This window comes from Mesorhizobium sp. M0217 (genome assembly GCF_040321955.1).
In the GTDB taxonomy this organism is placed as follows: domain Bacteria; phylum Pseudomonadota; class Alphaproteobacteria; order Rhizobiales; family Rhizobiaceae; genus Mesorhizobium.
The window spans coordinates 236,262-256,562 of sequence record NZ_JAMYSN010000005.1 but is presented as its reverse complement, the minus strand read 5'-3'; the positions used below and the strand labels follow the sequence as shown (position 1 = coordinate 256,562).

Annotated in this window: 20 protein-coding genes and 1 tRNA gene; 18 read left to right on the top strand and 3 right to left on the bottom strand. The window is 61.7% G+C overall.

The genetic code is table 11. The annotated features are described in order from the left end of the window. Nucleotides 1-6: 6 nt before the first annotated feature. The gene (locus NKJ18_RS12195; protein WP_023670961.1) at nt 7-429 is read right to left on the bottom strand and encodes a DUF4864 domain-containing protein; all 423 of its coding nucleotides are present in this window, start codon (nt 427-429) and stop codon (nt 7-9) included. A 192-nt stretch (nt 430-621) separates the two neighbouring features. Between NKJ18_RS12195 and NKJ18_RS12190 the strand changes: the two genes are divergently transcribed. The 17 genes from NKJ18_RS12190 to glpK all read left to right on the top strand — a co-directional run bounded on the left by NKJ18_RS12190 (nt 622) and on the right by glpK (nt 18,173). After that, nucleotides 622-1,233, top strand: coding sequence for a DsbA family protein (locus NKJ18_RS12190; RefSeq protein ID WP_023693402.1), 612 nt, complete (start codon nt 622-624; stop codon nt 1,231-1,233). A gap of 68 nt (nt 1,234-1,301) precedes the next feature. After that, entirely contained in the window at nt 1,302-1,538 is a 237-nt protein-coding gene (locus NKJ18_RS12185; RefSeq protein WP_023670963.1) for an Lrp/AsnC family transcriptional regulator, read from the top strand. Between the two features lie 273 nt (nt 1,539-1,811). Next, nucleotides 1,812-3,224 (top strand): circularly permuted type 2 ATP-grasp protein, encoded by a 1,413-nt coding sequence (locus NKJ18_RS12180; RefSeq protein WP_023670964.1) that lies wholly within the window; start codon nt 1,812-1,814, stop codon nt 3,222-3,224. Between the two features lie 131 nt (nt 3,225-3,355). Further along, on the top strand, nt 3,356-4,297 hold the full coding sequence (locus NKJ18_RS12175; RefSeq protein WP_023670965.1) for an alpha-E domain-containing protein: 942 nt from the start codon (nt 3,356-3,358) through the stop codon (nt 4,295-4,297). A gap of 85 nt (nt 4,298-4,382) precedes the next feature. After that, on the top strand, nt 4,383-5,177 hold the full coding sequence (locus NKJ18_RS12170) for a transglutaminase family protein (protein ID WP_023670966.1): 795 nt from the start codon (nt 4,383-4,385) through the stop codon (nt 5,175-5,177). 32 nt (nt 5,178-5,209) lie between these two features. Next, the gene (locus NKJ18_RS12165; RefSeq protein ID WP_023684646.1) at nt 5,210-5,941 is read left to right on the top strand and encodes a proteasome-type protease; all 732 of its coding nucleotides are present in this window, start codon (nt 5,210-5,212) and stop codon (nt 5,939-5,941) included. Nucleotides 5,942-6,029: 88 nt separating this feature from the next. Next, the gene (locus NKJ18_RS12160) at nt 6,030-7,445 is read left to right on the top strand and encodes a pyridoxal phosphate-dependent decarboxylase family protein (protein ID WP_023715834.1); all 1,416 of its coding nucleotides are present in this window, start codon (nt 6,030-6,032) and stop codon (nt 7,443-7,445) included. 14 nt (nt 7,446-7,459) lie between these two features. Continuing rightward, a complete protein-coding gene (locus tag NKJ18_RS12155; RefSeq protein ID WP_023693406.1) occupies nt 7,460-7,906 on the top strand; it encodes a hypothetical protein in 447 nt (148 codons plus the stop codon). Between the two features lie 115 nt (nt 7,907-8,021). Beyond that, nucleotides 8,022-8,789 carry a DeoR/GlpR family DNA-binding transcription regulator gene (locus tag NKJ18_RS12150; protein ID WP_023670971.1) on the top strand — a complete coding sequence of 256 codons (768 nt, stop codon included), beginning with the start codon at nt 8,022-8,024 and terminating at the stop codon, nt 8,787-8,789. 117 nt (nt 8,790-8,906) lie between these two features. After that, nucleotides 8,907-10,427, top strand: coding sequence for a glycerol-3-phosphate dehydrogenase (glpD, locus tag NKJ18_RS12145; protein ID WP_023700779.1), 1,521 nt, complete (start codon nt 8,907-8,909; stop codon nt 10,425-10,427). A 38-nt stretch (nt 10,428-10,465) separates the two neighbouring features. Then, nucleotides 10,466-11,545 (top strand): ABC transporter ATP-binding protein, encoded by a 1,080-nt coding sequence (locus NKJ18_RS12140; RefSeq protein ID WP_023700778.1) that lies wholly within the window; start codon nt 10,466-10,468, stop codon nt 11,543-11,545. 10 nt (nt 11,546-11,555) lie between these two features. After that, the gene (locus tag NKJ18_RS12135; protein ID WP_023700777.1) at nt 11,556-12,647 is read left to right on the top strand and encodes an ABC transporter ATP-binding protein; all 1,092 of its coding nucleotides are present in this window, start codon (nt 11,556-11,558) and stop codon (nt 12,645-12,647) included. Further along, nucleotides 12,648-13,514 carry a carbohydrate ABC transporter permease gene (locus NKJ18_RS12130; protein WP_352758294.1) on the top strand — a complete coding sequence of 289 codons (867 nt, stop codon included), beginning with the start codon at nt 12,648-12,650 and terminating at the stop codon, nt 13,512-13,514. It abuts the gene before it with no gap. Between the two features lies 1 nt (nt 13,515). Continuing rightward, nucleotides 13,516-14,430: a carbohydrate ABC transporter permease gene (locus tag NKJ18_RS12125; protein WP_023670976.1), complete on the top strand. Its 915-nt coding sequence runs from the start codon at nt 13,516-13,518 to the stop codon at nt 14,428-14,430. 67 nt (nt 14,431-14,497) lie between these two features. Then, on the top strand, nt 14,498-14,785 hold the full coding sequence (locus NKJ18_RS12120; RefSeq protein ID WP_023670977.1) for a DUF2160 domain-containing protein: 288 nt from the start codon (nt 14,498-14,500) through the stop codon (nt 14,783-14,785). Nucleotides 14,786-14,862: 77 nt separating this feature from the next. After that, on the top strand, nt 14,863-16,590 hold the full coding sequence (locus tag NKJ18_RS12115) for an ABC transporter substrate-binding protein (RefSeq protein ID WP_023670978.1): 1,728 nt from the start codon (nt 14,863-14,865) through the stop codon (nt 16,588-16,590). 89 nt (nt 16,591-16,679) lie between these two features. After that, the gene (glpK, locus tag NKJ18_RS12110; RefSeq protein WP_023819856.1) at nt 16,680-18,173 is read left to right on the top strand and encodes a glycerol kinase GlpK; all 1,494 of its coding nucleotides are present in this window, start codon (nt 16,680-16,682) and stop codon (nt 18,171-18,173) included. 90 nt (nt 18,174-18,263) lie between these two features. On the opposite strand, the gene NKJ18_RS12105 is transcribed toward glpK, so the two are convergent. Then, entirely contained in the window at nt 18,264-18,764 is a 501-nt protein-coding gene (locus tag NKJ18_RS12105) for a BA14K family protein (RefSeq protein WP_352758293.1), read from the bottom strand. A gap of 322 nt (nt 18,765-19,086) precedes the next feature. Between NKJ18_RS12105 and NKJ18_RS12100 the strand changes: the two genes are divergently transcribed. Then, nucleotides 19,087-19,162 (top strand) — tRNA-Lys (locus tag NKJ18_RS12100). Nucleotides 19,163-19,209: 47 nt separating this feature from the next. Here NKJ18_RS12100 and NKJ18_RS12095 read toward each other — a convergent pair. Beyond that, the gene (locus NKJ18_RS12095; RefSeq protein ID WP_352596382.1) at nt 19,210-20,271 is read right to left on the bottom strand and encodes an ABC transporter ATP-binding protein; all 1,062 of its coding nucleotides are present in this window, start codon (nt 20,269-20,271) and stop codon (nt 19,210-19,212) included. Nucleotides 20,272-20,301 lie beyond the last annotated feature (30 nt).

Here is a 20,301-nt window from a genome sequence, read left to right as displayed (position 1 = left end):
CGGGCCTCAGGTACTGAGCGAATTCGCTGCGCGCAAGCTGCAGCCGGTGATCTGAAAGCTGCCGTCGGGCTGCTGTTCCAGCGTGTAGACCGCCTCATAGTCCTTGCCGTCGGGTCCGACGATCAGCACTTGCTGGATTAGCGAAGTTGGCCCCATCTGCTCGACCTTGCCGAAGGAATAGCTCTGCGGCTGGCGCACCGGCGGATAGCCGTTGGTCACCATGTTCATGAAGGTGTCGACGGTCGGAAAGATGCGCTTCACATTCGGAGCGGCGAAACTGTACGCCTTGGCGCCATCATTGGCGATGAGTGCCTTCAACTGACCATCGATGACGGCCTGGCCGGCCTTGACTTCCGCATCACCGGCAAGGGCTGCCGAGACGAACAACGCGAACAGCAATGAAACGACTGCGAATGCGATGCGGCGCATGGCCTGTCTCCATTGTCCTCAACAAAACCTGTCCCAGGACGCATCATACCATACGCTTGGCGGAGCCTCACGGTTTCAGCAACCGCAATATTTGCCACGCAAGTGCCACAAGATCATGCTTAAGCCTCCTTTAACGCGAGGCGCGCATCGTAGGGACGGGTGGGGACCCGTTCGCGCAACCAGGGGACGACCATGTTCAAGCAGCCGATCGACCGGCGCCTTTTGCTGAAGGGCGCGGCAAGCCTCGCAGTTTTGGCTCCCTTGCCCGCCTGGGCAAGCACCGGGCCGACTGTCACGGAAGTCGCCTTCGATCCCGCCATTCCAGCGCTCGGCAACCCCGATGGCGACGTCACCATCGCCGAATTCGTCGACTATCAATGCCCGATCTGCAAGCTCGTCTTCGTCGAACTGAAGAAGTTGATGGAAGAGGACAACGGCGTCCGGCTTGTGATGAAGGACTGGCCGATCTTCGGCGACGTGTCGCGCGACGCGGCGCGGGTGACGCTGCTGAGCGGCGAACACTATGGCGCGGCGGTCGATGCGCTGATGACCAACCAGCGCGGCCTTTCGGAACGCCGCACCAACGACATCCTTTCTTCCGTCGGTGTCGATGTGGCGATGGTGCGTGCCGACCTCGCCATCCGTGAACCCGACATCGACGCTGCCCTTGTCCGCACCGAAGCCCAGGCGACGGCTTTCAAGCTGCGCGGCACGCCAGCCCTGGTCATCGGCGGCAACTTGTATCGGCGCGGCATGCCGGTGTCCGAACTGAGACAAGCCGTCGCCAAGGCGCGCTCGGCCTGATGCTTGAAAGCCGGGCGGCAGTCTGCCACAAGGGCCGCTTGTGTGCTGAAGCTTGATCGGGACCGGCAATGAAGACGTTTTTCATGCAGATAAAGTGCGATCTGGGCAAGTCCTATGAGGTCGCCAGCGCGCTCGCCGATGCCGAAATCGCCTCGGAAATCTACTCGACCGCCGGCAATTACGACCTGCTTGCCAAATTCTACGTCGACGACGAGGAAGATGTCGGCCACTTCGTCAACGAGAAGGTGCAGATTATTCCCGGAATCAAGGACACCTTCACGGTCGTCACTTTCCGCGCATTCTAAAGCAATTCCAGGAAAAGTGTGAAGCGGTTTTCCGTCCGGAATTGCGGCAAAGCAAAAAGCCATGGCAGGTCGCCGTTTCCATGAAACGGTGAACTGCTATGGCCGCATCAGGCACTTGCCCGGCGACAAGGCAGAGCCTGATTAAGGTCCTGTTCCGACTGCCCGAATTTTGGGCAGTCGGAACATACTGATCGCCGATATCCTCCAAATCACCGATTGCGCTTGATTTTCTCCCGCGACGCCAGTGAAATGGCGTCACAGGGGAGTATGCGATTGGCAGCGTTCGATGAAATGCTTCCGGAAGTTTCCGGGCTTAGACAACCGTATACGGCTTACGACCGCTGGCTGAAGGAGCAGGACCCGGCCAGGCTTACCGAAAAGATGCAGGACGCCGAGCGCGTCTTCCGCAAGACCGGCATTACCTTCGCCGTCTATGGCGAGCAGGAAGCCTCCGAGCGGCTGATCCCCTTCGACATCGTGCCGCGCATCATCTCCGGCAATGAATGGCGAAGGCTGACGCAAGGCATCGAGCAGCGCGTGCAGGCGCTGAACGCTTTCCTCGACGACATTTACCACCGCCAGGAAATCCTGCGCGCCGGCCGCGTGCCGAGGGAGCTGATCGCCAGGAACGAGGCGTTCCTGCCGGAAATGATCGGAGTGCGGCCACCGGCCGGCGTCTACACCCACATTATCGGCGTCGATATCGTCCGCATCTCGGAGAACGAGTTCTACGTGCTGGAGGACAATGCGCGCACGCCGTCGGGGGTCTCCTACATGCTGGAGAACCGCGAGACGATGATGCAGCTCTTTCCCGAGCTGTTCCAGCAGATCAAGGTGCGGCCGGTGGAGAATTATCCGCAATTGCTGCGCCAGTCGCTGGCGGCAGTGCGGCCGCAAAGCACCAAGGGCGCACCGACCATTGCCGTGCTGACGCCGGGCAGCTTCAACTCCGCCTATTTCGAACATGCCTTCCTCGCCGACCAGATGGGCGTGCAACTGGTCGAAGGCCAGGATCTGCGCGTTGTAGACGGCCACGTCGCCATGCGCACGACCGAAGGCTACAAGCAGATCGACGTGCTTTACCGGCGCGTCGACGATTCCTTCCTCGATCCGCTGACCTTCCGGCCGGACTCGGCCCTTGGCGTGCCCGGCATTATGGACGTCTACCGCGCCGGCAACATCACCATCGCCAACGCGCCGGGAACCGGCATCGCCGACGACAAGGCGATTTATTCCTACATGCCCGACATCGTCGAGTTCTACACCGGCCGCAAGGCCATCCTCGGCAACATCCCGACCTGGCGCTGCTCGGAGCCCGACAGCCTGAAATACGTGCTCGAACACATCCATGAGCTGGTCATCAAGGAAGTGCACGGCTCCGGCGGCTACGGCATGCTGGTCGGCCCGGCTGCGACCAAGAAGGAATGCCAGGATTTCGCCAAGAAGCTGCAGGCGAAGCCCTCCAACTACATCGCCCAGCCGACGCTGGCGCTGTCGACTTGCCCGATCCTGACCGAAAAAGGCCTGTCGCCGCGCCATGTCGATCTCAGGCCCTATGTTCTGGTCTCCGACCGAATCCAGATCGTTCCCGGCGGCTTGACGCGGGTGGCGCTGAAGGAGGGGTCGTTGGTCGTGAATTCCTCGCAAGGCGGCGGCACGAAGGATACGTGGGTGTTGGACGATTAGGTAGGGAATAGGGCAGTAGGCAGTAGGCAGTAGGCAGTAGAGGGACAAGAAATGCCATATTCCACAGAGATTCAAATGCTTACTAATCCCTACTCACTATTCCCTACTCACTAGCCCGAAGGCCACTTCACATGCTTCTCGGCCGCACCGCCAACGGGCTCTACTGGATGAACCGCTATATCGAGCGGGCGGAAAACATGGCGCGTCTGGTCGATGCCGGCCTTCGCATGGCTCTGACCCGCACCCAGAGCGCGTCGGAAGAGTGGAATTCGGTGCTGCTCAGCGCCGGCTCCGACGTCACCTTCACGCAGAAATACAAGGACTATACCGCCGCCAACGTCGCCGACTTCCTGCTGCGCGACACCTCGAACCCGTCGAGCACGATGTCGGCGATCGAGACCGCTCGCAACAATGCCCGCATGGTGCGCACCGCGCTGACGCGCGAGACGTGGGAGAGCATCAACGAAGCCTGGATGGCCCTGAAGCGCATGCTGGCAAAGCCGATCGACGAGCGCGACCTGCCGAGTGTGCTCGACGCCATCAAGCGCGAGACGGCGCTGATCCGCGGCTCGTTCTACGGCACGATGCTGCGCAACGAGATCTTCGACTTCTCGCAGCTCGGCACCTATGTCGAGCGGGCCGACAACACGGCACGCATCCTCGACGTGAAATACTACGTGCTGCTGCCGTCGATCTCCTGGGTCGGCTCGAGCCTCGACAACTACCAGTGGGAATCGATCCTGCGCTCGGTGTCGGCGCACCGTTCCTATCGCTGGGTCTATGAGGCCGACTACAAACCGACCAACATTGCCGACTATCTGATCCTCAATGTGCGCATGCCGCGCTCGCTGACCTTCTGTTATCGTTTTCTCGCCGAGCATCTGAAGTTCCTCGGCGACGATTATGGCGACCGTCATGCCTGCCACGCCACCGTCGACAGGACACAGGCGATGCTGCAGGCAGGGTCGATCAAGGACATATTCGACACCGGCCTGCACGAATTCCTGGCCAGGTTCATTCAAGACAACACCAAGCTTGGCGAAGAGATCGCACAAGATTACCGGTTCAATTGAGCATGATCGCGAACCGGAGGACCGCGCTAGCGACAAGTGAGACCCGGTTTTCGGATAAGATCATGCTTACAAACGGAAAATAGGCATGCGGCTCAAGATCACCCACCGTACCGAATACCGCTACGACGCGCCGGTGCACTATCTGTTGCAGCGGCTACGCCTGTTACCGGTCAGTGGCCCGACGCAGACCGTGCTGTCCTGGGCGCTGAAGATCGAGGGCGCGCGCGAGGAAGTCCGCTTTAACGACCATTTCGGCAACGATAACAGGCTGTTGAGCGTCGAGGGCGAGCGCGACTTCATCACCGTCGAGGCCTCCGGCGAGGTTGTCACCCGCGACACAGCGGGCGTCTCGGGTCCGCATCACGGCTTTGCGCCACTGTGGCTGTTCAGCCAGGAGACAGCTTTGACCATCCCCGGCGAGGGCATAAGCGAGCTTGCCGCGGCGGTCGGCAAAGGTACCGACATCGAAAGGCTGCATCGGCTGATGGCGCTGATCGTCGAGCGCGTCGCCTACACGCCGGGCACCACCAGCGTGACGACCCCGGCGGAAGAGGCATTGGCGCTGAAGACCGGCGTTTGCCAGGATCACAGCCACATCTTTGTCACCGCAGCCCGCGTCATGGGTTTTCCGGCCCGCTATGTCAGTGGCTATCTGATGATGGATGCGGCCATCGAGCAGGCGGCAAGCCATGCCTGGGCCGAAGCCCATGTTCAGGGTCTCGGCTGGGTCGCCTTCGACGCCGCCAACGGCATTTCTCCCGATGAACGCTATGTCAGGGTAGCCACCGGCCGTGATTATCGCGACGCCTCGCCGGTGTCGGGAATTCGACTGGGACAGGCGGAGGAACAGCTTGCAGTCACCGTCACGGTAGAGCAGTAGTCTCCGGCAAGATTGCTGCCTGAAGAGATTCCATGACTTATTGCGTCGGCCTCAAGATCGATCGTGGGCTCGTGTTCATGTCGGACACGCGCACCAATGCAGGGATGGATTCGATCTCCACTTTCAAGAAGATGCATGTCTGGGAAGAGCCAGGCGAGCGCGTCATCGTACTGATGTCGGCCGGCAATCTGGCTACGACGCAGGCCGTGGTCAGCCTGCTCGACGAGCGCACCAAGGCGGTGGCGGAACGCCACGCGACGCTGCTCGAGACCCCATCCATGTACCAGACGGTGCGGCTGGTCGGCGACACCGTCAAGGAAGTCATCGCCAGCTCGTCGCCTGCCGGCGAAAAGGCGGATTCCTATTTCAACGCCTCCTTCATCCTCGGCGGCCAGATCAAGGGCAGCCCGCCACGGCTGTTCATGATCTATCCCGAGGGCAATTTCATTGAATCGACCGACGACACGCCGTTCTTCCAGATCGGCGAGACCAAATACGGCAAGCCGATCATCATCCGTGCCTATGAAAGGACGATGAGCCTGGCTGAAACGGTCAAGCTCTTGCTGGTATCGTTCGATTCGACGCTGAAATCGAACCTGTCCGTCGGCCTGCCTCTCGACCTGCTGTTCCTGGAGGAGGACACGTTCACGGTGGGTTTGAAAAAGCGCATCGGCCAGGACGATCGATATTATCGTGCTATTTCCGAAGGCTGGTCGAACGCGTTGAAGACGGCCTTTGCCAGCCTGCCGGATTTTCCGGGGTAGCGCGGGACCTTCGTCGCGGTTGCCTGTCTCTATTTAACATGTTAATCAAAATTCAAACGGCTGGCTGATCGGCGTGTCGGGAGGATCCATGGACAACGAGCAATTCCGCGACTGGTCGAGGCGCGCCGCCGACTGGGGCGCTGATTACCGCGCCGGCCTTCGCGATCGGCCCGTGCGACCTGCCATAGCGCCGGGCGAGATCTTCAGGAGCATCGAAGCTTCTCCGCCGGAGGCCGCGGAATCGATGGAGACGATCTTCGCCGATTTCGAAGCCAAGATCGTGCCCGGCATGACGCATTGGCAGCATCCGCGTTTCTTTGCTTATTTCCCGGCCAATGCAGCACCCGTCTCGGTGGTGGCCGAATATCTGGTCTCTGCGATGGCCGCGCAGTGCATGCTGTGGCAGACTTCGCCGGCGGCGACAGAGCTTGAGACGCGCATCGTCGACTGGATGCGCCAGGCGCTCGGCCTGCCCGAAGGCTTTTCCGGCGTGATCCAGGACTCCGCATCATCGGCGACGCTGGCCGCCGTGTTGACCATGCGCGAGCGCACGCTCGACTGGCAGGGCAACAAGAAGGGTCTTTCCGGGCAGGGCAGGCTGCGCGTCTATTCCTCCGACCAGGTGCACACCTCGATCGACCGCGCCATCTGGGTCGCCGGCATTGGCGAGGAAAACCTCGTCCGCATTCCCGTCGCTGGCACCTACCGCGCCATGGATACCGCGGCTTTGGAAGCGGCGATTGTTGCCGACCGCGCCGCCGGCCTATTGCCGGCCGGCATCATCGCGTGCGTCGGCGGCACCAGCACCGGCGGCACCGACGACATCGCTGAAGTGGCCGCGGTGGCCAAACGCCAGGGGCTCTATCTGCATATCGACGCCGCCTGGGCCGGATCGGCGATGATCTGTCCGGAATACCGGCATTTCTGGACCGGTGTCGAGGGCGCGGACTCGATCGTCTTCAACCCGCACAAATGGCTGGGCGCGCAATTCGACTGCTCGATCCAGTTCGTCCGCCAGCCGGAGGATCTCGTGCGCACACTGGCGATCAAGCCGGACTATCTGAAAACTCGCGGCCATGACGGCATCATCAACTACTCCGAATGGTCGGTGCCTCTCGGCCGTCGCTTCCGGGCGCTGAAGCTGTGGTTCCTGCTGCGCGCCCATGGCCTCGAGGCGCTGCGCACCATGATCCGCAATCACGTCGCCTGGAGCGAAGGCATAGCAGCGCGCCTGGCCGAGGAGGAGGATTTCGAGCTCGCCAGCCAGCCGATGCTGTCGCTGTTCTCGTTCCGGCATCGCGCCGCATCCGGCGTTGACTCCGACGAGCACAATTTGCGTCTGGTCGACGCCATCAACAATGACGGCCGTATCTACCTGACGCAGACGCGTGTCGATGGCCGGGTCGCCATCCGCTTCCAGGCAGGCCAGTTCGAGACAACCGCGGCCGATGTCGATACCGCCTTCACTGTCATCTGCGAGTGTGCAAGATCCCCGAAGGACTGACAGGGATTGCCCGGGTGGTTGCCGCCGCCGGGGCAAGCCAGCAAGGACTTGCGAGCAAGCATATGGCCGGAAGGGCCGAAGGGGTTAGCCAGAATCTGACGGGCGTCTGGAGCGGGCGCTATTTCTATCCGCGCGAACTGCCGCCGGTTTCCTTCGTTGCAACGCTGATCGAGACGGCAACCAGCTTGACGGGGATGACCCACGAACCGGCGGCGACCAGCACGGCAAGATACGCAAGCCTGCAGGGGCAGCGAGAGGGCAACGCCGTCTCCTTTACCAAGACATACGACAAGGCCGAATTGAAGGCGCACCCGATTCACTACAGCGGCATCATCAACGGTGATGCAACCGAGATCAAAGGCACTTGGCGAATCCCGGGATACTGGTCCGGCAATTTCCTGATGATCCGCTCGCCAGGTAAAGTCGCGGCTGTCACCCGCAAGGTGGCGGAGCGGGTCTGAGCCGTATCTGCCCGGTTCGCCTTTGCAATCATCGATATTTCATTAGCCGGCGTCTCCCTTTTCATTGCTTTCGTTTTCAGCTACAAACAAGAAAAACGAAAACGGGAGGTTCTCAGTGTATTTGTCGCCGCGCCATGCCGAGATCATCCAGATGGCGAAGGACCATGGCCGTGTGCTGGTCGATGACCTCGCCACGCATTTCAACGTGACGCCACAGACCATCCGCAAGGACCTCAACGATCTCTGCGACCAGCGGCTGCTGACGCGCATCCATGGCGGGGCCCTGTTCCCGTCCGGCATCGAGAACATGGAGTATGAGGCGCGCCGCAAGATTGCCGCCGACGAGAAGGAGGCCATCGGCCGCGCGGCGGCCAGGCTGATACCCGACAACGCCTCCCTGTTCATCAACATCGGCACCACGACCGAGTCGGTCAGCAAGGCGCTGCTCGACCATACCGGGCTGATGGTCATCACCAATAATATCAATGTTGCCAACAGGATGCGCATCTATCCTTCGATCGAGGTGGTAATCGCCGGCGGCGTCGTGCGTGGCTCCGACGGCGGCGTTGTCGGCGAGGCCGCGGTCGATTTCATCAGGCAGTTCAAGGTCGACTATGCAGTGATCGGCGCCTCGGCCATCGACCATGACGGCGCGTTGCTCGATTTCGACTTTCGCGAAGTGAAAGTGGCGCAAGCCATTATCGCCAATGCCAGGCATGTCATCCTGGTCTCCGACCAGACCAAGTTCGAACGCACCGCGCCGGTTCGCATCGGCCATCTCTCGCAAGTCAACACCTTCATCACCGACCGTTGCGACATCCCGTCGGTGCGTAAGATCTGCGAGGAAGCGGAGGTTCAATTGATCGAAACGTCGCTCGGCTAGGCTATCGATCACGGTCCCGTTACATTTCGTTTGACATTCGTTCTTATTTCGAAATAATCCCGATACGGTTTCGTAACAACTCAAAAATGCTGCAATGCGAAATCGCGGGAGGGATTTGTGGACGCAGTCCGTGACATCTTCGTCATCGGTGGCGGCATCAATGGCTGCGGCATCGCCCGCGACGCCGTTGGGCGGGGCTTTTCGGTATTTCTCGCCGAGATGAACGACCTCGCCAGCGGAACCTCCTCCGGTTCGACCAAGCTGATCCATGGTGGCCTGCGCTACCTCGAATTCTACGAGTTCCGGCTTGTGCGCGAGGCGCTGATGGAGCGCGAGGTTCTGTGGAAGAACGCGCCGCACATCATCTGGCCGATGCGCTTCGTGCTGCCCTATGCCAAGGGCCTGCGCCCGGCCTGGCTGATCCGGCTCGGCCTGTTCCTCTACGATCATATTGGTGGCCGCAAATTGCTGCCGGCGACCCGGACACTGGACATGTCCAAGGATCCGGCGGGCAAGCCGCTGAAGCCGCTGTTTCACAAGGCCTTCGAGTACTCGGACGGCTGGGTCAACGATGCCCGGCTGGTGGTGTTGAACGCGCGTGACGCCGCCGACCGCGGCGCCACCATCCGCACCCGCACGAAAGTCGTCGGGGCGCGGCGCGAAGGCGATCTATGGGCGATCCGCGTGGAAGACGTGCGGACGGGAGATGCCGACGAGGTCAAGGCCCGGCTGCTGGTCAATGCCGCCGGTCCATGGGTCGACCACGTCCTGTCGACCACCGTGGGCCAGAACGACGTGCACAATGTGCGCCTGGTGCAGGGCAGTCATATCGTCATCAAAAAGAAATTCGATGATCCGCGCGCCTACTTCTTCCAGAACAAGGACGGGCGCATCATCTTCGCCATCCCTTACGAGGAAGAATTTACGCTGATCGGCACCACCGATCGCGACTATCCCGGCGATCCGCATGACGTGAAGATCAGCGACACCGAGATCGACTATCTCTGCGCGGCGGCGAGCGAATATTTTGCTGAAGCCGTGACGCGCCCCGACATCGTCTGGACCTATTCGGCCGTGCGCCCGCTCTACGACGACGGCGCTTCGAAGGCGCAGGAAGCGACCCGCGACTATGTGTTGAAAGCCGATGGCGGCGAGGGCAAGGCGCCGATCGTCAACGCTTTCGGCGGCAAGATCACCACCTACCGCCGGCTGTCGGAATCGATGCTGGAAAAGATCGAAGGTTTTCTCGGCAAGCGCGGCAAGCCGTGGACGGCGAACGCGCCCTTGCCGGGCGGCGATTTCCCGGCCACCGGTTTCGACGTCCAGGTGGCGAAGCTGAAGAGCGCCTATCCTTTCCTCGACCAGCGCCTGGCGCGTCGGTTGACCCGGCTTTACGGCACGCGCGCGCAAGTGCTGCTCGGCCTTGCCAAGTCGAACGCCGATCTCGGCCGCAATTTCGGCGCCGATCTCTATGAGGCCGAGGTACGCTACCTCAGCGAAAATGAATGGGCGCTGACCGCCGAAGATGTATTGTGGCGTCGCACCAAGCGCGGTCTGCATCTCAGCCGCGAACAGGCCTCGGCGCTTGACGAATTCATGCGCGGCATCAGCCGGCGCCATGTCGCGGCAGCGGAATAGGGAAGGCGATTGATGCACAAAGCCTGGGAGGAGGCATCATGCTGGAACTGAGAAACGTGACGAAGATGGTCGGCGCGGTGGAGCATATCCGCGACGTGTCGCTGACGCTTCAGCACGGCTCGCTCAACGTTTTGCTCGGGCCGACACTGTCGGGCAAGACAAGTCTGATGCGGCTGATGGCCGGGCTCGACGTGCCGACCACCGGTTCAGTCTGGTTCGACGGCCAGAATGTCACCGGCATGCCGGTGCAGCAGCGCAAGATCGCCATGGTCTATCAGCAGTTCATCAACTACCCCGCGATGACCGTCTACGAGAACATCGCCTCGCCGTTGCGCGTCGCCGGCACCGACCAGGCCAAGATCGACAAGGAAGTCCGCAACGCGGCAGGGCTTCTGAAGCTCACACCCTATCTCGACCGCACGCCGCTCAGCCTGTCCGGCGGACAGCAGCAGCGTACGGCGCTGGCCCGCGCCATCGTCAAGAATGCCAGCCTGGTGCTGCTCGACGAGCCGCTCGCCAATCTCGACTACAAATTGCGCGAGGAGCTGCGCGCCGAACTGCCCAAGATATTTGCCGCCGCCGGCACCATTTTCGTCTACGCCACGACTGAGCCGCATGAAGCCTTGCTGCTCGGCGGCAATACGGCGACGCTGTCCGAGGGGCGGATCACCCAATTCGGGCCGACCATCGACGTCTTCCGCAAGCCGATCGACCTGGTGACGGCGAAAACCTTTGCCGATCCGCCGCTCAACACCATCGTGCTGGCCAAGAAGGGCCCGGATTTCCTGCTCGAGGGCGGCGTCAAGCTGCCGGTGCCGGCCGAACTCGCCGGCATTGCCGACGCCAATTACACGATCGGCTTTCAGCCGCATCATCTGTCGCTGGAGCGGCCCAACGCTGCCGCGGTGCCGGTGCGCGCCAAGGTGACGATCACCGAGATCACCGGCTCGGAAAGCTTCATCCACCTCGATTTTGCCGATGCGCGCTGGGTCATGCTGGCCCACGGCATCCGCGATTTCGAGCCGGACGCCGAGATCGAGGTGTTTATCGATCCGCGCCACATCATGGTCTTCGACAGCAACGGCAGCGCCGTCGCCGCGCCGAAGCTTGCGGCCTGAGGGGGAAGAGATGGCGCGCATCGACGTCAACCATGTCAGGCACTCCTACCTGCCCAATCCGCAGAAGGATGCCGATTTTGCGCTGCGGGAAGTGCACCACACATTCGAGGATGGCGGCGCCTATGCGCTGCTTGGGCCCTCGGGTTGCGGCAAGACCACGCTGCTCAACATCATTTCGGGACTTCTGCACCCCTCGCACGGTGAGTTGTTGTTCAACGGCAAGGACGTCACCAATCTGTCGACGCAGGAGCGCAACATCGCGCAGGTGTTCCAGTTCCCGGTCATCTACGACACCATGACCGTTTACGACAATCTTGCCTTCCCGCTGCGCAATCGCGGCGTGCCGGAGGCCGATGTCGACCGCAAGGTGCGCGAGACGCTGGAGATGATCGACCTGGCGTCGTGGGCGAAGAAGAAGGCGAGGGGCCTGACCGCCGACCAGAAGCAGAAGATCTCGCTCGGCCGCGGCCTGGTGCGCTCGGATGTCAATGCCATCCTGTTCGACGAACCGCTGACGGTTATCGATCCGCACATGAAATGGGTGCTGCGATCGCAGTTGAAGCAACTGCACCGCCGCTTCGGCTACACCATGGTCTATGTCACCCATGACCAGACCGAGGCGCTGACCTTCGCCGACCAGGTCGTCGTCATGTATGATGGCGGCATCGTCCAGATCGGCACGCCGGCTGAATTGTTTGAGCGCCCGCGCCACACATTCGTCGGTTACTTCATCGGCTCGCCCGGCATGAACGTCATGCCGGTGGCGATCGACGGCAAGACTGCGACCATTGGCAGCCAGCGCATCGAGTTGCCCGGCGCGCCAAAGACCGCCGCTGGGAGCTCCGGCGCCATCGAACTCGGCATCCGCCCCGAATATGTCAGGCTCGGCCGCGAGGGCATGGCGGTTAAAATAAGCAAGGTCGAGGATCTCGGCCGCCACAAGGTGGTGCGCGCCAGCCTCGAAGGCCGCGAGATCGCTGCCGTCATCGGCGAGGACGAGAGCGTGCCGGCCGACCCAAAGGTTCGCTTCGATCCGGCCGGCATCAACATCTATGCCGATTCCTGGCTGGTTGAGATGGGGCGTGTCGAGATGGGGGCATAGATGGAAAAGACCTGGAACAACAAGGCCTGGTTCCTGGTGCTGCCGGTGCTGGTGCTGGTGGCGTTCTCGGCCGTCATTCCGCTGATGACGGTCGTCAACTATTCGGTGCAGGACACCTTCGGCAACAACGTCTTCTTCTGGGCAGGCACCCAGTGGTTCGAGGAACTGCTGTCGTCCAGCCGCTTCTGGGAAGCCATGGTGCGCAACCTGATCTTCTCCGTCATCATCCTGGCCATCGAAGTGCCGCTCGGCATCTTCATCGCGCTCAACATGCCGAAGAAGGGTTGGGGCGTGCCGGTCTGCCTGGTGCTTATGTCGTTGCCGCTGCTCATTCCGTGGAACGTCGTCGGCACCATCTGGCAGGTCTTCGGCCGCAACGACATCGGCCTGCTCGGCTACTACGTCAACGCGCTCGGCATCGACTACAATTACGTGCAGGATCCGTTCGACGCCTGGGTCACCATCATCATCATGGACGTCTGGCACTGGACCAGCCTTGTCGTGCTGCTCTGCTATGCCGGCCTGGTTTCGATCCCGGATGCCTTCTACCAGGCGGCCAAGATCGACGGCGCCTCGCGCTGGGCGGTGTTCCGTTATATCCAGCTGCCGAAGATGCAGCGTGTGCTTTTGATCGCCGTGCTGTTGCGCTTCATGGATAGCTTCATGATCTACACCGAGCCCTTCGTCGTCACCGGCGGCGGCCCCGGCAACTCGACCACCTTCCTGTCGATCGACCTCGTCAAGACCGCGCTCGGCCAGTTCGACCTCGGTCCGGCGGCCGCCATGTCGCTGGTCTACTTCCTGATCATCCTGTTGTTGTCGTGGGTGTTCTACACCGTGATGACCAACTACGACGCGGAGCGCTGAGATGAGCGGCGCCAACGAAAGAGCCGACAGAGTGAGCGAAACCACCGCTTCGGGAAAATTGGCGAGCACGCTTTCGCAGGATCAGGTCGCCCGGCTGATGCGCAAGCGCGGCGAGGAATCGCGCTGGTGGTGGATCGTGCCGACGATCTACATCATCGTGCTTCTGCTGCCGATCTACTGGCTCATCAACATGAGCTTCAAGACCAATGCCGAGATCGTCTCCTCGCTGACGCTCTATCCGCATCAGCCTACGATCGCCAACTACGTCACCATCTTTACCGACGCCTCCTGGTACTCGGGCTACATCAACTCGATCACCTATGTGGTGATGAACATGGTGATCTCGGTGGCCGCCGCGCTGCCGGCGGCCTACGCCTTTTCGCGTTACCGCTTCCTCGGCGACAAGCATCTGTTCTTCTGGCTGTTGACCAACCGCATGGCGCCGCCGGCAGTGTTCGCGCTGCCGTTCTTCCAGCTCTATTCGGCTTTCGGCCTGATCGACACCCACATCGCCGTGGCGCTGGCGCACTGCCTGTTCAATGTGCCGCTGGCGGTGTGGATCCTCGAAGGCTTCATGTCGGGCGTGCCCAAAGAGATCGACGAAACAGCCTATATCGACGGCTACTCCTTCCCGCGCTTCTTCGTCAGGATTTTCATGCCGCTGATCGCCAGCGGCATCGGTGTCGCGTGCTTCTTCTGCTTCATGTTCTCATGGGTCGAGCTTTTGATCGCTCGCACGCTGACGACCACCGATGCCAAGCCCATCGCCGCCACCATGACCCGCACCGTCTCGGCCGCCGGCATGGACTGGGGCCTGCTTGCCGCCGCCGGCGTGCTGACGCTGATCCCCGGCGCGCTCGTCATCTGGTTTGTCCGCAACTACATCGCCAAGGGCTTCGCCCTGGGGAGGGTGTGATGAAACAAAAGCACGGGTTCACCCTCACCACCACCGCCAAGGGCTTTGCCCTGGGGAGGGTGTCACCATGAATCTCGACCTCACCTGGATGGCGTGGACGTGGCCGACGGCGGCGTTCTTCGGCACCATTCTTCTGCTGCTGTGTGGCATGGCGTTTTGGGAATTTGCCTCGCCGGGCGGCAATCCGCGCGTCGGCATCCTGCGCTTCGAGACGACGCGCGGCGACCGTCTTTTTCTGTCGCTGCTTGGCAGCGCCTTTATCCATCTCGCTTGGCTGGGTCTTGTCGGATCCAACCTGTGGTGGGCTCTCGCTCTCTCCGTGGTCTACGCCGTCGGCGTGTTCCGCTACGTATAGAGGGGGAAACTGTTGGATCGACCGCGTGCCGGCGGCCGTTCCAGATCGCACTTGAAACCTAAATGTGGAGGAAACCTATGCGACGGCAATTTTTAACATCAACAACTGCCCTTGTCCTGTTGCTCGGGGTAGGCAACGCCTACGCCGGAATGGATGAGGCCAAGGCGTTTCTGGACAAGGAAATCGGCCCGCTGTCGACGCTCGACCGCGCCGGCCAGGAAGCAGAAATGCAGTGGTTCATCGATGCCGCGAAGCCTTTCGCCGGCATGGACATCAAGGTCGTGTCCGAAACCATCGCCACCCACCAGTATGAATCGCAGGTGCTGGCGCCGGCCTTTACCGCCATCACTGGCATCAAGATCACGCATGACGTCATCCAGGAAGGCGACGTCGTCGAGAAGATCCAGACCCAGATGCAGACCGGCCAGAACCTTTATGACGGCTGGGTCAACGATTCCGACCTGATCGGCACCCACTGGCGCTACCAGCAGGTCCGCAACCTGACCGACTGGATGGCGGGCGAGGGCAAGGACGTTACCAATCCGAACCTCGACCTGAAGGATTTTATCGGCACCTCCTTCACCACCGCGCCGGACAAGAAGCTCTATCAGCTGCCCGACCAGCAGTTCGCCAACCTCTACTGGTTCCGTTACGACTGGTTCAACGACGAGAAGAACAAGGCCGACTTCAAGGCGAAATACGGCTACGACCTCGGCGTTCCCGTCAACTGGTCGGCCTATGAGGACATCGCCGAGTTCTTCACCGGCCGCGAGATCGACGGCAAGAAGGTCTATGGCCACATGGACTACGGCAAGAAGGACCCGTCGCTCGGCTGGCGGTTCACTGATGCCTGGCTGTCGATGGCCGGCAACGGCGACAAGGGCCTGCCGAACGGCCTGCCGGTCGACGAATGGGGCATCAAGGTCAACGAGAAATCACAGCCGGTCGGCTCCTGCACGGCGCGCGGCGGCGACACCAACGGCCCGGCTGCCGTCTACTCGATCCAGAAATACCTCGACTGGCTGAAGGCCTACGCTCCGGCCGAAGCCCAGGGCATGACCTTCTCCGAATCCGGCCCGGTGCCGGCACAGGGTGCGGTCGCGCAGCAGATATTCTGGTACACCGCCTTCACCGCTTCGATGGTCGACGCCGGCGCCAAGGCGGTGCTGAACGACGACGGTACGCCGAAGTGGCGCATGGCCCCGTCGCCGCATGGCGTCTACTGGAAGGACGGCATGAAGCTCGGCTATCAGGACGTGGGTTCCTGGACGCTGATGAAGTCGACGCCGACCGACCGCGCCAAGGCCGCCTGGCTCTACGCGCAGTTCGTGACCTCGAAGACGGTCGACGTGAAGAAGAGCCATGTCGGCTTGACCTTCATCCGCGAAAGCACGATCCACGACAAGAGCTTCACCGAACGTGCGCCGAAGCTCGGTGGTCTGATCGAGTTCTACCGCTCGCCGGCCCGCGTTCAGTGGTCGCCGACCGGCACCAACGTGCCCGATTATCCGAAGCTGGCACAGCTCTGGTGGCAGGCGATCGGCGATGCCTCGTCCGGCGCCAAGACGGCGCAGGAAGCCATGGACTCGCTCTGCGCCGAGCAGGAAAAAGTCATGACCCGCATCGAGAAGTCGGGCGTCCAGGGCGATATCGGCCCGAAGATGGCCGAAGAGCATGACCTCGCCTACTGGAACGCCGACGCGGTCAAGAACGGCAATCTCGCGCCTCAGCTGAAGATCGAGAACGAGAAGGAAAAGCCGATCACCATCAACTACGACGAACTGGTGAAGAGCTGGCAGAAGTAATCTTGGCGTACGCGCCAGGATCATAGTGAACGGGGAGGCGGCATCTTGCCGTCTCCCCTGTTTGTATAGGCGAGCTACCGGGAGGACTAATGACCGGATACATCCTTGCAATCGACCAGGGTACGACATCGACCAGGGCGATCCTGTTCGACGGCGCGATGAAGGTCGCCGGCAGCAAGCAGCAGGAATTCACGCAGCATTATCCTGCCTCCGGCTGGGTGGAGCATGATCCGGAAGAGATCTGGGCAAGCGTCGTCGCGACGGTCAAAGGCGCGCTGAAGGCCGCCGGCCGCGAGGCCTCGGATGTGGCGGCGATCGGCATCACCAACCAGCGCGAAACCGTCGTCATCTGGGACAAGGCGACCGGCAAGCCGATCCACAATGCCATCGTCTGGCAGGACCGCCGCACCGCGCCGCTGTGCCAGAAGCTGAAAAAACACGGCCTGGAGAAAAAGTTCACCAAAAAGACCGGCCTGCTGCTCGATCCCTATTTCTCCGGCACCAAGATCGCCTGGATGCTGGACAAGGTAAACGGTGCGAGAAAGCGCGCCGAAAAGGGCGAACTGCTCGCCGGCACTATCGACAGTTTTTTGATCTGGCGGCTGACCGGCGGCAAGGTGCATGCGACGGATGCCACCAACGCCTCGCGCACGCTGGTCTATAACATCGAGAAAAATGTCTGGGACGACGAGCTGCTCTCCATCCTGCGCATCCCGGTGGCGATGCTGCCTGAGGTCAAGGATTGCGCCGACGACTACGGCGTGACGGAAAAAAGCCTGTTTGGCGCCGAAATCAAAATCCTTGGCGTGGCCGGCGATCAGCACGCAGCGACCATCGGCCAGGCCTGTTTCGAGCCGGGCATGATGAAATCGACCTATGGCACCGGCTGCTTTGCGCTGCTCAACACCGGCGCCGATCTGGTGCGCTCGAAGAACCGGCTGTTGACCACCATCGCCTATCGGCTGAACGGCAAGACTACCTATGCCTTGGAAGGCTCGATCTTCATCGCGGGTGCCGCCGTGCAATGGCTGCGCGACGGCATCAAGGTGATCGGCAAGGCCGAGCATAGCGGCGTTTTGGCGGCAACCGCCGACCCCACGCAGAACGTCTATCTGGTGCCGGCTTTCGTCGGTCTCGGCGCGCCGCATTGGGACGCCGAGGCGCGTGGCGCGATCTTCGGGCTGACCCGCAACTCTGGCCCGGCGGAGTTCGCCCGCGCGGCGCTGGAATCCGTCGCCTACCAGACGCGCGATCTCCTCGACGCCATGCGCAAGGACTGGAAGGGGGCGTCGGCCAAAACCGTGCTTCGCGTCGACGGCGGCATGGTGGCCTCCGACTGGACCATGCAGCGGCTGGCCGATATCCTCGATGCGCCGGTCGATCGCCCGACCATTCTGGAGACGACGGCGCTGGGTGCGGCGTGGCTTGCCGGCTCGAAAGCAGGCGTGTGGCCGAAGGCGAAGGATTTTGCCAAGAGCTGGGCGCTCGAGCGCCGCTTCAAGCCGGACATGGATGCCGACACCCGCTCGGCAAAACTGGCGGGTTGGCGCGACGCGGTGCGCCGGACATTGAGCGCGTCCTGATTTCGCACTTAAGACCAAGTCCGCGAAAAGACGAAGCCCGCGCCCGTTGCCGGCGCAGGCTCCGTCCTACCCTAACTTCGCCCTAACACATCAATAGGGCGAATTACACTGCCGCCGAGGGCCGTAGTTGGGCTGGAATGTGTTGTCCGAGGCGCGGTAGGAGCGATAGCGGTCGTAGCACCACTGCACATGCGCATCGCCGCCGTAGACGCGGTTGTTCTCGCTGTTGACGATCGCACCGGTGATCAAGGCGCCGGTGGCGAAGGCAGCCAGCGGGAACCAGTAGTCGCCGTGACGGCGATAGCCGCGGTGATATTCGCGATAGCCGCGATGGCCATTCCAATAGCTGCCGCTATCATTGTTGCGCGAGAACTGGCGGCCTACGCGGAAATCGCGATTGCCGGAATTGCGGTTGCCGTGGCGCATCCATCGCCAGTTGTCATGACGAGAATCGCCCACATTCACGATGTCGGACGAAGTTGCTGATGACTGGGGCACGAACATCTGGGCGGCATTGGCCGGCATAGCGGCGGCCGCGGCAAACGAAATTGACAGGGTGGTCGCCAGTAGACCCGTTGCGATCTTGTTCATGATCTTCTCCTTGAAGGGTGGTTGACGTCCCTTGTGAGACGAAAACGGCCCGCTCGTGCGATGGTTCCCACCAAAACAGTAAGTTGCTGATTTGTAATGTTTCTCGAATTCGGCGCGTGAGAAAAGGCGCGTCTCGCGCGCCAACAGATCGAAGCGGCGACCACGTTGCGGGAGCGGCTCACCGGGCTGGTGACGACGCAATTTGCGGCGCGTCTGGCGATGGCTGAAACCCCGGTCGAAGGGCCATCTTTTTCCGGTTGACCGGTCGCGGCACTCTCCCTATGTTCCGCGCAATTTCGAGGGCGGCCTTTAGAGCCCGCGGGAGCGCGTAGCTCAGCCGGTAGAGCAACTGACTTTTAATCAGTAGGTCTCGGGTTCGAACCCCGACGCGCTCACCAGAAATATTTCGTGCGGAAGTTGCCCTGTCAGCAGCCCCCATCGCCCCCTACAATCGCCGCCCGGTCTTGACGTCGAACAGATGAGCGCAGGCGCGGTCGATCTCGATGCGCATCTGCTCGCCCTGTTTCAGTGCCAGCCGCTCGCGGAAAAGGCAGGAGATTTCTTCTCCGGCGCAGTTGACCCTGGCAAAGATTTCCGAACCCGTTGCTTCCAGAAGCACGATCGTGCCGGGGATTCCTTTGGCGGTCGTCGCTCGGATGTGTTCGGGGCGGATGCCGTAGATGAGGTCGCCGCCGGGTATGTTTGCCAGGTCGATGCCTTCCGGCAGCGGCAAGATCAGTCCACCGGCGCTGCGGAAAACACCTTCCTCGACATGGCCCCGAATGAAATTCATCGCCGGCGAGCCGATGAACCCGGCAACGAAGAGGTTGGCCGGGCGATCGTAGAGATCGAGCGGCGCGCCGATCTGCTCGACAAGGCCGTCATGCAGCACGACGATCTTGTCGGCCATGGTCATGGCCTCGATCTGGTCGTGGGTAACGTAGATGGTGGTGGTTCCCAGCCGCTGGTGCAGCGCCTTGATCTCGCCGCGCATCTGCACGCGCAATTTGGCGTCGAGATTGGACAGCGGCTCGTCGAACAGGAACACCTGCGGGTCGCGCACGATGGCGCGGCCCATGGCGACGCGCTGGCGCTGGCCGCCGGAAAGCTGACGCGGATAGCGGTCGAGCAGCTTGTCCAGGCCGAGAATGCTGGCGGCCCTGCCGACGCGGCCGGCGGTGTCGGCCGGATCGGCTTTCTTGATCTTCAGGGCAAAGCCCATATTGTCGGCCACCGTCATATGCGGATAGAGCGCGTAGTTCTGGAACACCATGGCGATGTTTCGGTCGCGCGCCCTGAGATTGTTGACGAGGCGATCGCCAATGGCGATCCTGCCGCCCGAGATCGTTTCCAGTCCGGCAATCATGCGCAGCAGCGTCGACTTTCCGCAGCCCGACGGCCCGACCAGGATGACGAATTCGCCATCGGCGATGTCGACGCTGACATCGTGGATGATCTTGGCGGCTCCGAAAGCCTTCTGAACGTTGTTGATTGTTACCGATGCCATTGGATTTCTCCCGGAAATGAGTGATGTCGG

What these genes read in the sequence shown, in the direction of transcription:
- NKJ18_RS12195 (WP_023670961.1), bottom strand. Translation starts at nt 429, where the DNA reads ATGCGCCGCATCGCATTCGCAGTCGTTTCATTGCTGTTCGCGTTGTTC.
- NKJ18_RS12190 (WP_023693402.1), top strand. Translation starts at nt 622, where the DNA reads ATGTTCAAGCAGCCGATCGACCGGCGCCTTTTGCTGAAGGGCGCGGCA.
- NKJ18_RS12185 (WP_023670963.1), top strand. Translation starts at nt 1,302, where the DNA reads ATGAAGACGTTTTTCATGCAGATAAAGTGCGATCTGGGCAAGTCCTAT.
- NKJ18_RS12175 (WP_023670965.1), top strand. Translation starts at nt 3,356, where the DNA reads ATGCTTCTCGGCCGCACCGCCAACGGGCTCTACTGGATGAACCGCTAT.
- NKJ18_RS12170 (WP_023670966.1), top strand. Translation starts at nt 4,383, where the DNA reads ATGCGGCTCAAGATCACCCACCGTACCGAATACCGCTACGACGCGCCG.
- NKJ18_RS12165 (WP_023684646.1), top strand. Translation starts at nt 5,210, where the DNA reads ATGACTTATTGCGTCGGCCTCAAGATCGATCGTGGGCTCGTGTTCATG.
- NKJ18_RS12160 (WP_023715834.1), top strand. Translation starts at nt 6,030, where the DNA reads ATGGACAACGAGCAATTCCGCGACTGGTCGAGGCGCGCCGCCGACTGG.
- NKJ18_RS12140 (WP_023700778.1), top strand. Translation starts at nt 10,466, where the DNA reads ATGCTGGAACTGAGAAACGTGACGAAGATGGTCGGCGCGGTGGAGCAT.
- NKJ18_RS12135 (WP_023700777.1), top strand. Translation starts at nt 11,556, where the DNA reads ATGGCGCGCATCGACGTCAACCATGTCAGGCACTCCTACCTGCCCAAT.
- NKJ18_RS12130 (WP_352758294.1), top strand. Translation starts at nt 12,648, where the DNA reads ATGGAAAAGACCTGGAACAACAAGGCCTGGTTCCTGGTGCTGCCGGTG.
- NKJ18_RS12125 (WP_023670976.1), top strand. Translation starts at nt 13,516, where the DNA reads ATGAGCGGCGCCAACGAAAGAGCCGACAGAGTGAGCGAAACCACCGCT.
- NKJ18_RS12120 (WP_023670977.1), top strand. Translation starts at nt 14,498, where the DNA reads ATGAATCTCGACCTCACCTGGATGGCGTGGACGTGGCCGACGGCGGCG.
- NKJ18_RS12115 (WP_023670978.1), top strand. Translation starts at nt 14,863, where the DNA reads ATGCGACGGCAATTTTTAACATCAACAACTGCCCTTGTCCTGTTGCTC.
- glpK (WP_023819856.1), top strand. Translation starts at nt 16,680, where the DNA reads ATGACCGGATACATCCTTGCAATCGACCAGGGTACGACATCGACCAGG.
- NKJ18_RS12105 (WP_352758293.1), bottom strand. Translation starts at nt 18,764, where the DNA reads ATGAACAAGATCGCAACGGGTCTACTGGCGACCACCCTGTCAATTTCG.
- NKJ18_RS12095 (WP_352596382.1), bottom strand. Translation starts at nt 20,271, where the DNA reads ATGGCATCGGTAACAATCAACAACGTTCAGAAGGCTTTCGGAGCCGCC.